Annotated in this window: 10 protein-coding genes; all 10 read right to left on the bottom strand. The window is 61.1% G+C overall.

The features are described from left to right. Positions 1 to 25 precede the first annotated feature (25 nt). Entirely contained in the window at positions 26 to 808 is a 783-nt protein-coding gene (locus tag FGE21_RS07765; RefSeq protein WP_139662726.1) for an oxepin-CoA hydrolase, alternative type, read from the bottom strand. A 1-nt stretch (position 809) separates the two neighbouring features. Next, positions 810 to 1,952: an acyl-CoA dehydrogenase family protein gene (locus FGE21_RS07770; RefSeq protein ID WP_139662727.1), complete on the bottom strand. Its 1,143-nt coding sequence runs from the start codon at positions 1,950 to 1,952 to the stop codon at positions 810 to 812. A 13-nt stretch (positions 1,953 to 1,965) separates the two neighbouring features. Continuing rightward, positions 1,966 to 3,162: an acyl-CoA dehydrogenase family protein gene (locus FGE21_RS07775; protein ID WP_139662728.1), complete on the bottom strand. Its 1,197-nt coding sequence runs from the start codon at positions 3,160 to 3,162 to the stop codon at positions 1,966 to 1,968. Between the two features lie 12 nt (positions 3,163 to 3,174). Then, positions 3,175 to 4,353 (bottom strand): acetyl-CoA C-acyltransferase, encoded by a 1,179-nt coding sequence (locus FGE21_RS07780; protein ID WP_139662729.1) that lies wholly within the window; start codon positions 4,351 to 4,353, stop codon positions 3,175 to 3,177. Positions 4,354 to 4,374: 21 nt separating this feature from the next. Beyond that, entirely contained in the window at positions 4,375 to 6,558 is a 2,184-nt protein-coding gene (locus tag FGE21_RS07785; protein WP_139662730.1) for a 3-hydroxyacyl-CoA dehydrogenase NAD-binding domain-containing protein, read from the bottom strand. A gap of 178 nt (positions 6,559 to 6,736) precedes the next feature. Then, a complete protein-coding gene (locus FGE21_RS07790; RefSeq protein ID WP_370285550.1) occupies positions 6,737 to 9,526 on the bottom strand; it encodes a methyl-accepting chemotaxis protein in 2,790 nt (929 codons plus the stop codon). A 443-nt stretch (positions 9,527 to 9,969) separates the two neighbouring features. Then, complete coding sequence (locus FGE21_RS07795) at positions 9,970 to 11,274, bottom strand: TRAP transporter large permease (RefSeq protein ID WP_139662731.1); 1,305 nt, start codon at positions 11,272 to 11,274, stop codon at positions 9,970 to 9,972. Beyond that, positions 11,271 to 11,984, bottom strand: a complete 714-nt coding sequence (locus FGE21_RS07800; protein WP_139662732.1) for a TRAP transporter small permease — start codon at positions 11,982 to 11,984, stop codon at positions 11,271 to 11,273. Before FGE21_RS07800 ends, FGE21_RS07795 begins: the two co-directional genes overlap by 4 nt. An 80-nt stretch (positions 11,985 to 12,064) precedes the next feature. Continuing rightward, entirely contained in the window at positions 12,065 to 13,057 is a 993-nt protein-coding gene (locus FGE21_RS07805) for a TRAP transporter substrate-binding protein (RefSeq protein WP_139662733.1), read from the bottom strand. A 36-nt stretch (positions 13,058 to 13,093) separates the two neighbouring features. Continuing rightward, positions 13,094 to 14,341 carry an FAD-binding oxidoreductase gene (locus FGE21_RS07810; RefSeq protein ID WP_139662734.1) on the bottom strand — a complete coding sequence of 416 codons (1,248 nt, stop codon included), beginning with the start codon at positions 14,339 to 14,341 and terminating at the stop codon, positions 13,094 to 13,096. Positions 14,342 to 14,372 lie beyond the last annotated feature (31 nt).

Below are 14,372 nucleotides of genomic sequence, written 5' to 3' on the forward strand. Positions count from 1 at the left end.
GCCGGGGCGCGCGCCAACGCGTCTTTTACCGGAACACCGGTTGCGCCTTGTTCAGGAAGGCGGTGATACCGATGCGGGCCTCCTCGCCCCCCAGTGCCACGGCCATGGCATCGCGTTCGCGCGCCAGCTGATCCTCCAGAGACAGGCTGGCCTCTGCAGTGGTGAGCAACTGCTTGATGCTGGTAATGGCCTGCTGCGGACCCCGCGCGATGTCCCCCGCGAGCGCAGCTGCCGCGTCCAGCACCGTTCCATCCGCAACCAGTTCGCTGACCACCCCCAGCGCATGGAGCCGTCCGGCCCCGATCGGGCGGCCCAGCATGGCCATTTGCGCCAATGTGGCCCTCGGCAACACCCGCGACAACGTCCATGTGGCGCCACCATCCGGCACCAGCCCCGCCTTGACATAGGCGAGGGTGAATTTCGCGTCGGCCCCCGCAACGATCAGATCGCAGGCCATGGCAATCGACAGCCCCGCCCCCGCCGCACCGCCTTCGACGGCTGCGATCACCGGTTTGGGGCAGTTGCGAATGGCGCGGATCACATCGTGGAGCTTTTCAATATTCGCCTTGCGCTCCTCCAGTGACATCGCGCGCCGCGCCTTCAGCAGCGTCAGATCACCGCCGGCACAGAAGAAATCACCTTCGCCCGCGAGAATGACAGCGGCGGTCGAGGGATCATCAGCAGCCGCCTCAAGCCCGGTGATCACCCCGGCATAGTAGTCCGGGCTGAGCGCATTTCGACGCGCGCCATTGCAATTCCAAAGAATGACATGGTCGCCGCGATGTTCACTGCGAAAGAGATCCCCCACCTCAGGCGGCCTCCTGCCCAAGTTGGATGAACCGCTCCAGATGGTGATCGACGTCCCCAAACAGGTGGTCGATCATCACGATCCGGCGCACGAAATGCGACAAGGCGTATTCATCCGTCATGCCGATGCCCCCGTGCAGCTGCACCGCCTCTTCGGCGACCAGCGCCCCGACCCGACCGATCAGGTTCTTGGTGGCACTGACGTTGCGTTCGCGCAGCGCGCGGGGGGCCTCAAGATGACCGGCGAGGTTCACCACGGCCGAGCGTGCTTGCTCCACCTCGGTCAGAACATCCGCCATCCGGTGCTGCAGGGCCTGAAACTTTCCGATCGGGCGGCCAAATTGCTGCCGTTCCTTCAGGTAGGAGATCGTCATCGCCTTGGCGCTTTCCATCGCGCCCAGCGCCTCGGCAGAGACCGCGAGTGTGGCGCGGGCAGTGACGGTTTCAATGGCGTCATAGGCCGCCCCCGCCGCGCCGAGCCGTGCGGACGGCGGCACAACCACATCCGCCAATGTGACGGTGGCTGCCGAAAACCCGTCGATCGTCACATGCTGCGCCACGGTGACACCCGCAGTCGCTGCGGGCAGGAGGAAAAGCGAGATCCCCTCCCGGTCATGATCGGCGCCGGCCTCGCGTGCGGAGACGATCAATGTCTGCGCCTCCGCCCCGCCCAACACGTGAGTCTTGGTGCCGGACAAGACGATCCCATCGGTGGTGGTGGCTTTGGCCGTGGCGCGCACCGCTGACAAATCATAGCGTGCGCCCGGTTCCGTATGGGCAAAGGCTAGGAGCGCCTCGCCGGTGATGACTTCTGCAACCATGGCGTTCTGGCTGTCATCGCCCAGCGCCGCCAGCAGCCCCCCACCGAGAACCGCAGAGGACAGCAGCGGCTCGATCACACCGGCCCGGCCCAGCTCTTCAAACACCAGCGCAATATCGAAACCGGCACCGGCAAATCCCCCCTGCGCCTCGGTGAAAAGAGCGCCGGGAATGCCCAGCTCGGCCAGTTGACCCCAGATCGCGTGGTCAAAGGCCTCTCCCCGCGCCAGCAGAGCACGGCGCTTTTCGTGGTCGTAATTCTCTCTCAGGAAGCGACGCAGCATATCCTGCAGCATCACGCGGTCGTCTGTCAGTGTGAAATCCATCGCGATGAGCCCCTCAGAGTTCCAGAATAGCCTTGGTAATGATCCCGCGCTGGATCTCGTTCGAGCCGCCAAAGATCGACAGTTTGCGCATATTGAAATACCCCGGCGCCGTCGCGGGCGCGTGATCGGGAAGGTCGGTGATCTGGTTGTCGCCGCCGTCGAGGTACTCCGGCAGGAACGGCAGGGCATCGGGCCCCGCCGCCCGCCGCAACAGGGAGGTGAGTTCCTGACGGATCTGCGTCCCCTTGACCTTCAGCATCGAACTTTCTGCCCCCGGTGCCTGTCCGCGCGCCGCCGCCGAGACCACCCGCAGGTTGGTGGTTCTCATCGCCATCAGATCGATTTCCACCTGCGCCATGCGCGCTGCAAAATGCGGGTTCTCGGCCAGAGGGCGCCCCCCGGACATGGTCGCAGCCGCCACCCGCTTCAGCGTGGTAAGCGCCGCATTGGAAAATCCGACGCCCGCAATATTGGTCCGCTCATGGGTCAGCAGGTACTTGGCATAGGTCCAGCCCTTGTTCTCTTCGCCGACGAGATTTTCCACCGGCACGCGAACATCATCGAAAAAGACCTCGTTCACCTCCGCTTCGCCATCGATCAGGGTGATCGGGCGCAGTTTCACCCCGGGCGAGTCCATGTCGATCAGAAGAAAGGAAATCCCCGCCTGTGGTTTGCAGTCGGGATCCGTGCGGACAAGGCAAAAGATCCAGTTGGCGTGCTGTCCCAAGGTGGTCCAGGTCTTTTGCCCGTTCACGACGAAATGGCTGCCATCGCGCACTGCACGGGTGCGGACGCTGGCAAGATCAGACCCCGCCCCGGGTTCGGAATAGCCCTGACACCACCAGTCATCGCCATTCAGGATGCGTGGCAGATAGTGCTGCTTCTGCGCCTCGGAGCCAAAGGCCAAAAGGACCGGCGCCAGCATCATCAGGCCAAAGGGCACCACCCGTGGCGCATGTGCGAGGCAGGCTTCTTCCTCAAAGATCTGCCGCTGCACCGCATCCCATTCCGCGCCGCCGTAGGCTGCCGGCCAATTCGGCGCCAGCCAGCCGCGCGCGTTCAAAATGGCGTGCCATTCCTCCATCTCAGCTTTGCTCAGACGCTTGCCAAGCCGGACCTTGTCGCTCAGCCGTTTGGGCAGGGCGGTGGCGAGAAAATCGCGCACCTCCGTCCGAAAGGCCTGCTGGGCGGGGGTGTAGTTCAGATCCATCTCCGCCTCCGCTCAGAATATTTCAAACAGGCCGGCCGCGCCCTGACCACCGCCGATGCACATTGTGACCACACCCAGTTTGGCGCCGCGCCGCTTGCCTTCCAGCAGCAGATGACCGGTCATCCGCGCACCGGTCATGCCAAAGGGGTGGCCAATGGAAATCGAGCCGCCGTTGACGTTGCAGATGGCAGGATCAATCTCCAAACGGTCGCGACAATAGAGCGCCTGCGAGGCGAAGGCCTCGTTCAGCTCCCACAGGTCAATGTCGGACACCTTCAGTCCGTGACGTTTCAGCAGACGCGGCACGGCAAAGACCGGACCGATGCCCATTTCATCCGGCTCACAGCCCGCGGTGACAAAGCCCCTGAGCGCGCCCAGCGGCTCCAGACCCTGCTTTGCCGCCAGATCCGCATCCACCACGACCAGCGCCGCCGCCCCATCAGAGAGTTGTGAGGCATTGCCGGCCGTGACGAACTGCCCCTCTCCCCGCACGGGCTTCAGACCGGAGAGCCCCTCAAGCGTGGTGCCCGGACGGTTGCAATCGTCCATGGCAAAAGTCACCTCCTTGAACGAGACCTCTTTGGTGTCCTTGTCGACGATCTTCTGCGTGACCGTGACGGGGACGATCTCATCCGCGAAGACCCCTGCGGCCTGCGCGGCTGCGGTGCGCATCTGACTTTCGTATGACAGCTGATCCTGCGCCTCGCGGCTGATACCGTAGCGTTGAGCCACGATATCGGCGGTCTCGATCATGGTCATGTAGACCGCTGGCTTATTGGCCTCGACCCATGCATCGCGGCGTTGCGCCGGGCGCGAGGGAGGCATCTGGCTGATGCTCTCCACGCCGCCCGCGATCGCCGCCGTGGCCCCTTCCACCGTGATCGCATGGGACGCCATGGCAACGGCCTGGAGGCCGGAGGAACAGAACCGGTTCACCGTTGCCGCGGCGACGGTGACGGGCAGACCGGCACGAATGACGGCCTGGCGCGCGATATTGCCGCCGGTCCACCCTTCGGGGTAGCCGCAGCCGACAAAGGCGTCTTCGATCAAGGCCGGGTCAATGCCCGCCCGTGACACCGCCTGCCCGATCGCATGACCGGCCATATGCGCGCCGTGGGTATCGTTGAACGCCCCGCGATAGGATTTCGCAAGCCCGGTCCGGGCAGTAGAGACAATAACGGCTTGTTTCATATCAGAAGTCCTTCGGTGCGATCAGGCGGCATTCAGGTCGGCAAAGGTCTTGCCCTCGGCGACCAGACGTTTGAGAAGCGGCGCCGGCTGCCAGAGAAAATCGTCCTCCCTGGCAAACCGCTCAATATCGGCGAGAATTTTGTCCAGCCCGACGGTATCGGCGTAGTGCATCGGCCCTCCCCGCCAGCGCGGAAACCCATAGCCATTGAGAAGCGTCACGTCGACATCAAGCGGCCTGAGGGCAATGCCCTCTTCCACCACGCGGGCGGCTTCGTTCACCATGGCGGCCATATACCGGTCGACAATGTCCTGATCGGAAATTTCGCGCGGGGTCATTCCCTTCGCCATGCGATCCCGGGCAACATGGTCCAGAACCTCATCATTTGGGCGTGTGCCGTCGGCATCATAAATATAAAATCCCATGCCCGTCTTGCGCCCGAAGTGGCCCGCCTCGCACAGGCGATCGGCAAACGCGGCATAGGTTTCCCGCGGGTCGCGCGTCGGCGCCAGCCGCTTGCGGGTCGCCCAGCCGATATCGAGCCCCGCCAGATCGCTGACCGCGAAGGGGCCCATCGCCAGGCCGAATTCAACCAATGCGCGATCCACGGCGAAGGGGCTGGCTCCCGCCAGCACCGCGCCATCCACGGCCTTGCGGTAGTGGCTGAGGATCCGGTTGCCGATAAACCCGTCGCAGACACCGGCCCGAACGGCGATCTTTTTCAATCGCTTGGCAAGCGCGAACCCGGTCGCCGTCACCTCGGGTGCCGTTTTCTCGGCCACGACGACTTCCAACAACCGCATCACATGGGCGGGCGAGAAGAAGTGCAATCCGATCACATGCTCTGGCCGCGCGGTCATTGCGGCGATCTGATTGATATCGAGATATGACGTATTGGTTGCCAGCACGGTGCCGGGTTTGCAGATCGCATCAAGCCGGGTGAACACGTCCTTCTTGACATCCATGCTCTCGAATACGGCTTCGATCACCATATCCGCCGCAGACAGGGACCCGTAGTCGCTGCTGGCGCGGAACGAACCGGCCATGAGGGTGTTGTATGCGCCCTCGCTCAGCTTTCCCCGTTTGACGGAGCCTTGCAATATGCGCGCGACACTGGCCTGCGCACGCGACACCGCCCCGGCATCGCGTTCGATCAATGTCACGTCCAAACCAGCAAGCAACGCCGCCACCGCTATCCCGGCCCCCATGGTTCCGCCGCCGATCACCCCCAGCCTGGCCAGTTCGCGCGCAGAGACGCCCTTGATCTCGGGGAGTTTGGCAACCTCGCGCTCGGCAAAAAATGCATGGATCAATGCGCCGCGTTGGTCACTGTTCATCAACTCCTGAAACAGGATGCGTTCGTTGGACAGCCCTTCGGCAAACGGTAGGTTCACGGCGCCCTCGACGGCGCTGATACAGTTCTGCGGCGCGAGCTGGCCACGGGATTTACTGGCCATCTTGGCCCGGAACTCCGCAAATACACCCGATGTTTCGTCGGATCCGTCGGCAAGGTCGATGTCGCGGGTTCGGCGCGGGCGGGCGTCGGCTGCGATGAGATCACGCGCGAAATCAAGCCCGGCAGCGCGCGCGGCGGCGCTGGGTTCCGCGTTTTCAACAGGGTCTGTCGGGGCTGCGATACGGTCGATCAGCCCCATCCTCAGCCCCTCCTCCGCATCCACCTGACGGCCGGAGGTGATCAGATCGAGAGCCACACGAACGCCCGTCAGTCTTGGTAAACGCTGTGTCCCGCCCGCTCCGGGCAAAATCCCCAAGGTCACCTCGGGCAGGCCAAAACGTGCGGACGGCACGGCGATGCGATAATGCGCGCCCATCGCGACCTCGAGCCCGCCTCCCAACGCTGTACCATGCAGCGCCGCGACAACCGGTTTGTCGCAGGCCTCAATCCGGTTGATCACGTCCGGCAACAAGGGAGCTTGCGGCGGCTTTCCGAATTCGCGGATATCAGCGCCGGCAATGAACGTCCGGTCGCGACCGTAAATCACCACTGCGCGAATGGTGTCGTCCTGCTCAATACACGCCAGGGCAGTGTCCAGCCCTGCCCGTACGGCGTGGCTCAATGCGTTGACCGGCGGATTGGCGATTGCAACGATGGCAATGCCGTCGAGGACCTCGGTGGAAACAGGATCAGGCTCGACGTTCAGCACGACGTTTGACACGGGGCGGCTCCTCTTTCCACAGCGTGGCATTGATTCTGATCTATTCCTACGGCGGAACCTCAATAATTTCAATATGTGGAATTTAGTCTTCCATTGTGGAATTTAGATCTACAGTTCCTCCGCAGCGTCATTTTAAACGGCAACACCCCCGGCGAGGTCATCAGACCGCCGGGGGTGCGAGGAATTTTTCTGATTGGGCGTGTGGACGTTAGGACGTTCCGGTGGCCTGCTCGTCTTCGTCCCAGTTGAAATCTGACCAGTCCGTCTCAGCAGAGGAGGCAGCCGCTTCGACCGGAACCGCCGCATCTACATCCCAATCGGTATTTTCGTCCTCCCCCCAACTGGTCGGAGCAGGCGCAGGTTCCGCGGCATCCGACACACTGACCACCCGTGCAGTTCCGGATTTGGCGGTCTGGAAGCGCGCGACCAGTTCACCCAGCTTCTGTGCATCGGAATTCAGCAGTTGCCCGGCTGCAGTTGCTTCTTCAACCATAGCCGCATTTTGCTGCGTCACTTGATCCAGCTGGCTCATTCCGGTGTTGATCTCATAGAGGCCTGTCGACTGTTCCTGCGATCCCGTTGCAATATTGGAAATCAATTCAGAGATATGGCCAACACGCTGCAGGATGGATTGCAAAGCGTCCCCCGCTTTGCCAACCAGGTCCACACCACGCTCCACCTGTGTGGAACTATCGCTGATCAGGGTCTTGATCTCATGTGCCGCATCTGACGAGCGCTGCGCAAGACCACGCACTTCGGAGGCAACCACAGCAAACCCACGCCCGGCTTCGCCCGCACGCGCCGCCTCAACGCCCGCATTGAGCGCGAGGAGATTGGTCTGGAAAGCAATGTCGTCAATCACGCTGATGATCTGGGAAATCTTTCCGGAACTTTGTTCTATCTCCGTCATTGCGGCCACGGCATTTTGCACGATTTCGCCACTGGCCTCTGCCTCGCTCCGGGCTTCGTTGGTCGTGCGCTCCACATCGCGTGCACCTTCTGCGGCGGATTTAACACTGGCGGTCATCTGATCAAGCGCGGCTGCGGTTTGTTCCAGGGTGGCCGCCTGGCTCTCAGTCCGGTGCGACAGATCCTGAGAGGCCTGACTGATTTCAGACGCTCCGTTGCGGATCGAACTGGAGGATTCGACCACCTGCCCGACCGTGTCATTCAGCGTATCCAAAGTCCGGTTGAAGTCCTGGCGAAGCTTCTCATATCCTTCCGCAAGCTCCTCCTCGATCCGCGCAGTCAGGTCCCCGTCCGACAAGCGTGACAGACCGCTCCCCAATGCGGCGACCGCAGTATTCTGTGCCGCCATGCGGTGATTGCGCTCCTCCTCGGCCAGCCGCTCCATTTCTTCCTTTTCGACGATTCCGTCGCGAAAGACTGACAGAGACCGTGCGATCCTGAAAATCTCGGTACTGGACCGCTCAAAGCCGGTGATCGGGCCGCGGTCACCGTCCGCCAGCCTTTCGGTACTGGCGCTGATCCGGTTCAGCGGGCGCAGCATCATCAACTGAATGGAAAAGAAGGCCATAGTGAACACAACCGCAGCAAGAGCCAGGGCGCCGTACATATTCATTTCGGCATCCACCACCTCCTCAGAGATCTCTTTGGCCATCCCGGCGATGGTGTCTCTGGTCTTGACTGAGAGCGCTCCGGCCTCGGCCGAAATCTGCACAACGGCCCCTTCGGTTGTCTGCGTCGCCTCGTCCGCAGCCTCCTGCGCCTTCAGAGCGATATATTTCTGAGCCGCGAGCCCCTGTTCGGGATCATTGAGAACGGTCAGTTTTTTCAACAGATCGCCCACTCGGGCATCCCCGAAATCCTCATAGAAGGACAGGTTCAGACTTGCGCCTTCCATGTCGAAGGCGGCATTCTTGACACCGGCTTCATCGCGGGATGTCAGCACATTGATCGCTGCGACCTGAAAGCTGCTGACCCAGGTACTGATTTCCATCAGGGTATTCAGGAAACCCACCTGATTGGACATCAACTGGCGCAGTGCCTCGCCATTTTCACTGCTGGCGCGTTTCGCAGCCTCTTCCAGTGCGACTACGCGGCTCGCGACGGCCTCGGCCAGAATGGCGTCGGTGTCGGCCCGCGCGGTCATTGCCGCCCGGCGCAGGGTTTCCGAGGGAAAGAGGCTCTGCGCGATAACGGATTGCAGGGTGAATGACGCCGTATGCAGGAGCTGCACATCGAGGATATCCGGCGCTCTTTCGTGAAGTTCGTCGGCGATCTCAAGCAGTCTCGCGTCGGAACTCTCGGCTATGTCTGTCAAACGCGACAGCGTTTCCTTATCCTTGGTTCCCCCGAAGGCCACGGCCGTTCCGGCGAGCAGGTTCAGCTCGGCGCGTGCCTCCAACAAAAGCTGCAGCATCTCGAAGTCGACCTGGACAAGGTTCTTGAGCGATGTGTCGATTGCGTTGTAGGTGTTGACCGCGCCCTTGTTGAGCTCGACCGAGGCAGTCTGCGACATCTCTGTCATAATATCGCGGAGTTCACCGCTGATATTTTGCAGTTCACCCACCCGTTCTTCTATCTGCTGATCGCTTTCCACAAGCGTTTGACGTGCATCCGCGAGCCGGTTCAAAGCGACCTCTGCGGCCTGCAGTTTGACTTCGAGGTCCGCGCGCACGCTAGCGTCGAGGCCTGCAATCAGATTGTCGAGCGTGGCAACCGTCTCCACCATATCGGCTTTGGCGGCATTGATGTCGGCAACCTCTGTCGCCACCATCAGCGCAATCATATTGTCCTTCGTGTGACCGGCCGTCTTGGTGATTTCACCGGTGATTGTCAGCGCAGGCAATCGCGCCTCGGTCAACACCGCCATGTTTTTCTCAATGCCGACAAGGACATTGTTCATAAAGTAGCCAAACGTGCCGACCGATCCTGCCATCATCAACAAAATGAGCACCATCTTCGCCCGGATACTGCGCAAGATGCCGCGTCGGCGACGAGGAGGCGTGTTGGTTTCATTGGTATCAGACATCATGTTACCCTGAGCGATGAAGAGAGACCACAATGTGCAAAGAATGCATCATGCGGTCATATGAAGGGGAAAATTGGATTTTTGAGCCGCAAGCTTTTGTCATCTGATCGCAGGGATCGGAAAGGACACAGCGACGCCGGACAACCCGGGGCTGGCTCCACTTTGGATCTACCTGACAAATTTCAAAGGTCACAAACGTCTCCAGTTTCTATTACCGGCTACACTGTGACGCGGGCGCTTAATATTCGATGAAACGCTGTGAGCTTGACCCTGTCATTGCAGTGATTTCACGGGTCTTGCGGGTGCCATGCCATCGCCAGAGCGGTGTTTTATCTGAGGTATTTTAACAAAATTGACGACACCCGAAGCCACTGCCTGGCGATTCGCAGCAGCAGACATATGCCGCCCGCCGGTGAATGCTCGGCAAACGGTCAGGCAGACGGCTGCTACTGGCCACGTATGTTGTCCGGCAGCCAGGTCGCGAGCTCAGGCCAGATAATCAGAATGCCGACCATCACCAGCATCAGACCGACCATAGGAATAGCGGTTTTGGCGATGTAGGAGATCTCGTGTCGTGTCATCCCCTGAAGCACAAAGAGGTTGAAGCCGATGGGGGGCGTCACCTGTGCCGTTTCAATCACCACCACGAGAAAGATCCCGAACCAGATCACGTCAATCCCAGCCTGCCGGATCATCGGTTCGACAATCGCCATCGTCAGCACAACCGAGGACAATCCGTCCATGAACATGCCGAGGATCAAATAAAAGACAGTCAAAACTGCAATCAACGCGATCGGAGAGAGGTTGAAACTGTCGATGGCCCCCGCCAGCGCCCGCGGCAGCCCCGTGAACCCCATCGACAGCGACAAAAACGCCGCCCCCATCAGGATGAAGGCAATCATTGCCGACGTCCGCGTCGCGCCCATCAGGCTTTCAGAGAAGGTTCGCCAACCGAGGCTCCCCTGCATCAGCGAGAGGCCCAGCGCGCCCAGAACCCCGACGGCGGCCGCTTCGGTCGCGGTCGCAAACCCCATGTACATCGACCCGATCACCACAACGACCAGGCCGAAAATCGGCAGCAGAAAACGACTCTCGGCAATCATGTCACCAAAACTCAGCCTTGGTTCCTGCTGCGGGCGTTCGCCGGTGCCAAGGAAATGCCAGCCCACGATATAGAGCATGAACAGCCCCGCCAGCACCAAACCGGGAAAGACGCCGGCCATAAAGAGCTTGGTGATGCTTTCGTTGATGGTGACCCCGTAGACAATCAGCGTCAGCGAGGGCGGGATCATCAGACCAAGCGTGGCCGCCCCCGCAAGGGTTCCGATAATCATATACTCCGGATAGCCCCTTGCCCGCAGTTCGGGGATCGACATTTTGCCGACCATATTCAGCGTTGCAGCCGAGGACCCGGAAACCGCCGCAAAGATCGTGCATCCGGCAATATTCGTGTGCAGCAGTCCCCCCGGCAGGAACCGCATCCAGGGGGCCAGTCCCCGAAACATGTCCTCGGACAATCGCGTCCGATAGAGGATTTCGCCCATCCAGATGAACAGAGGCAGCGCCGTCAGGGTCCAGCTTGAGGCCCCGGTCCATATGGTGGTGATCATCGCGTCACCTGCGGGGCGGAGGGTGAACAGCTCCATTCCGACCCATGCCACGCCCATCAGCGCAAGGCCGATCCAGACGGAGCCGCCAAGCAGCGCGAACAGGACAAAGAGAAAGATGACCGTGGTGTAGATTTCAATCATTCGAGAACCTCGCCCCGGATCTGCGGCGACCCCGTGACCAGCATGCGCGAAAGATAGTCCCAGAGCGCAATGGCCAGAAGCACGGTGCCGATCGACATCGGCAATTGCGGCAGCCAGACGGGCGTATAGACCCACCCGGATCCGCTGCTGGCCCAAAGCTCCCCCCAGTTCCACGGCCAGGTGCCAAACATGGAGACAGCGGTCAGCAGCGCCTCTGGCACGAAGTCCTGTCCCTGCGTGCGGTCATTCAGCATCTCCGACAGGAGATTGGTTTTGATCGCGTAGCGGGCGAAATACGTGGCTATGACCGCCGAAACCAGCATCGCGGCCACATCCAGCCAAAAGTGATGGCGCCCACCGAGGTTGAGGAAAATCGACACCCGGATGTGGCCGCCATGGGTCAATGTATAGGCCAGTGCAAAGAAGGACGTCGCCGCCATCGCGTAGCCTGCGTATTCCGTTGAGCCGGGAAAGGTCAGCGACGCCCAGCGCGCACCCATCTGGCCCATAATCAGCAGAAGGATGGTGACCATGCAACAGGCGGCAATCACTCCGGCGCCGTTGTAGAGCCGATCCAGAACCCGCCAGATCGGCTGCAGCACCCGCCGCATCACCTGCGGGCGCAGGTAACAGAGCAGCATCAGCACCCCGGGCAGGACGAAAAGCCAGACCCAGAGGGGCAAGCCCAGAACAGGTTGCCAGTCACGCATATCTTGTCCTTCAGTTCTGATGTCTGATCAGAGGGCGCGGAGCACGGCCCCTCGGAGGCATCACCGATCCGCGCGCGGGATCAGTTGGCGGCTTTGAAGGCGTCGAGTATCGCTTGACCGTCCTCACCGGCCGCTGCCAGCCAGTCCTCGGTCATCGTGCTGCCGATTTTCTGAAGCTCTGCGAGGAATTCCGGGCCTGCGTCGACCACGGTCATGCCGTTGGCTTCGAGTTGCTCGAAGTACCAGTTCGCCAACTCTTCGGATTTCGCGGCGCAGGCGGCTCCGGTCTCGTCGGCTGCCTTCTGGACCGACGCCTGAGTGGTCGCGTCCAGCCCGTCCCAGACCTGTTTGTTCACCATCACATAGTTGCGGGGCAGCCATGCGTTGACCTTGTAGTAGTGGCTCAGATGTTCCCAGACCTTGCGGTCATAACCCGTCGAACCGGAGGAGATAAACGCCTCCGCCACGCCGGTCGCCAGAGCCTGCGACAGTTCGGCCGCCTCAACCTGGACCGGGATCATGCCGAGCTGTTCGGCAAAAGTGGCCGTCGCGGTGTTGTAGGAGCGGAACTTGACCCCTTGAGTGTCCTCGGAGGAGCTGACTTCCTTGTTGAAGTAGAACCCTTGCCCTGGCCACGGACAGGTATATAGGGTCACCAGGTTCTGGTCCGCCAGCTGGGCGTTGACCTGATCCTTTGCGACGGCCCAGAGCTTGGCATTGTCAGCATAGGAGGTGGCGAGGAACGGCAGGTTGTCCCAGCCCAGCAGCGGAACTTCATTGGCATGGGCAGACATGAAACGCTCGCCGATCGGGGCCTGACCGGTCTGCACCGCACGCTTGATCTCGCCGCCCTTGAACAGGGACCCGCCCGGATGCACGGTGATATCAACGGCTCCCCCAGTATAGTCGCGAACCTTGTCAGCGAACTCCACGCCCATCTCGGTGTGGAAGTTCGAGGCCGCATAGGCCATGGGCATATCCCATTTTTCGGCCTGTGCACTGCCCGCTGCAACCGCGAGCGCCGCAACCGCGACAGAAGCCCTTGCCGTAGCTTTCAGGGTCATGAGGGTCATTTTCTATCTCCCGTGTTGGTATTATCTCTTTTGTTATTATGGTTTTGCAAAACGCATTGGATCATAGGCGCTGACATCCGCATTCGGCCAGTCGCCCGTGATCATATCGGCCACCAGTCGGCCTGTCTTGGGCCCGCCTGTCAAGCCTATGTGGTGATGGCCAAAGGCCGTGTAGACGCCACTGCCGCGCAGTTCACCAATCAGCGGCAGGCTGTCAGCCGGAGCAGGCCGAAAGCCGAGCCATTCCTCCTGCGAAGTGTAGCTGAGATCCGGAAAGGTCCGGGCAACGGTGCGGCGCAGGAACTCCAGTGGTTTCGGCGATTTGTCCTCGGTGAGGCCGCCGAACTCGACGATGCCGGCACAGCGCAGCCCCTGATCCATCGGCGTCGCGACGAACTTGCCTTCGCTCAGCATCATCGGGCTTTTGGGCAGTTGGCTCGGGTTCTTGAATACGATGTGATAGCCGCGCTCGGCCTCCAACGGCACATTCAAGCCCAACTTTTTCGCCAGCTCCCCGGACCAGATACCGGCAGAAAGAACCGCCTTGTCACAGGCGATGCGCCCCTGATCCGTATCCACTGCGGTGATCTGACCGCCCAGAAGGTCAAAATCCTTCACCTCGGCCTGGATGAAGCGACCGCCCATGGCCTGCAGCTGCTGAACAAGGTCGGCGACGTAGTCACCCGGATTGAGGATATAGCCGTGATCCTTGTTGACCGCCAACAGCCCCATTTCCTGTGACAGGATCGGTTCATGTTCCTGCACCGCGGGCCCTTCGATGATCTCGGGCACGAACCCCGCCTCGCGGCGCAGGGCCCAGGTATATGCATCGGCTTCAAAGGCGGCGCGATCGCGGTAGACAAAGTTATAATCACTGTCCCGGATCCACTTCGCCGCCGGTGTTCCCGCTGTCAGCGCCTTGTGCTGTTCGACACTGTCACCGACGATTGTCGCCACTCCCCTGGCGATCCGCCGGGTATCTGCATCATTGGCATGTTTCAGATACCTGGTCAGCCAGGGCAGCAGGCGGGGCAGATATGACCACCGCATGAACAAGGGAAACTCCGGGTCGAGCAGGTATTTCGGCCCCTTCGCAATGAGCCCGGGCGTGGTCACCGGCACCATCGCACAACGGGCAAGAATGCAGGCATTCCCATAGGAGGCCCCCCTGCCGGGTGCGCCTTTGTCGACGAGGGTGACCGCCATCCCGGCGCGACGCAGCCAGATGGCGCTGGCAGCGCCCACGATACCGGCGCCGACGACAACAATATGCTGAGATGACATGTGAATTCCCTGTCCGATGTTGCCCTTCAGA

Origin of the sequence: Phaeobacter sp. B1627, from assembly GCF_006265095.1 — a bacterium.
GTDB lineage: Bacteria > Pseudomonadota > Alphaproteobacteria > Rhodobacterales > Rhodobacteraceae > Epibacterium.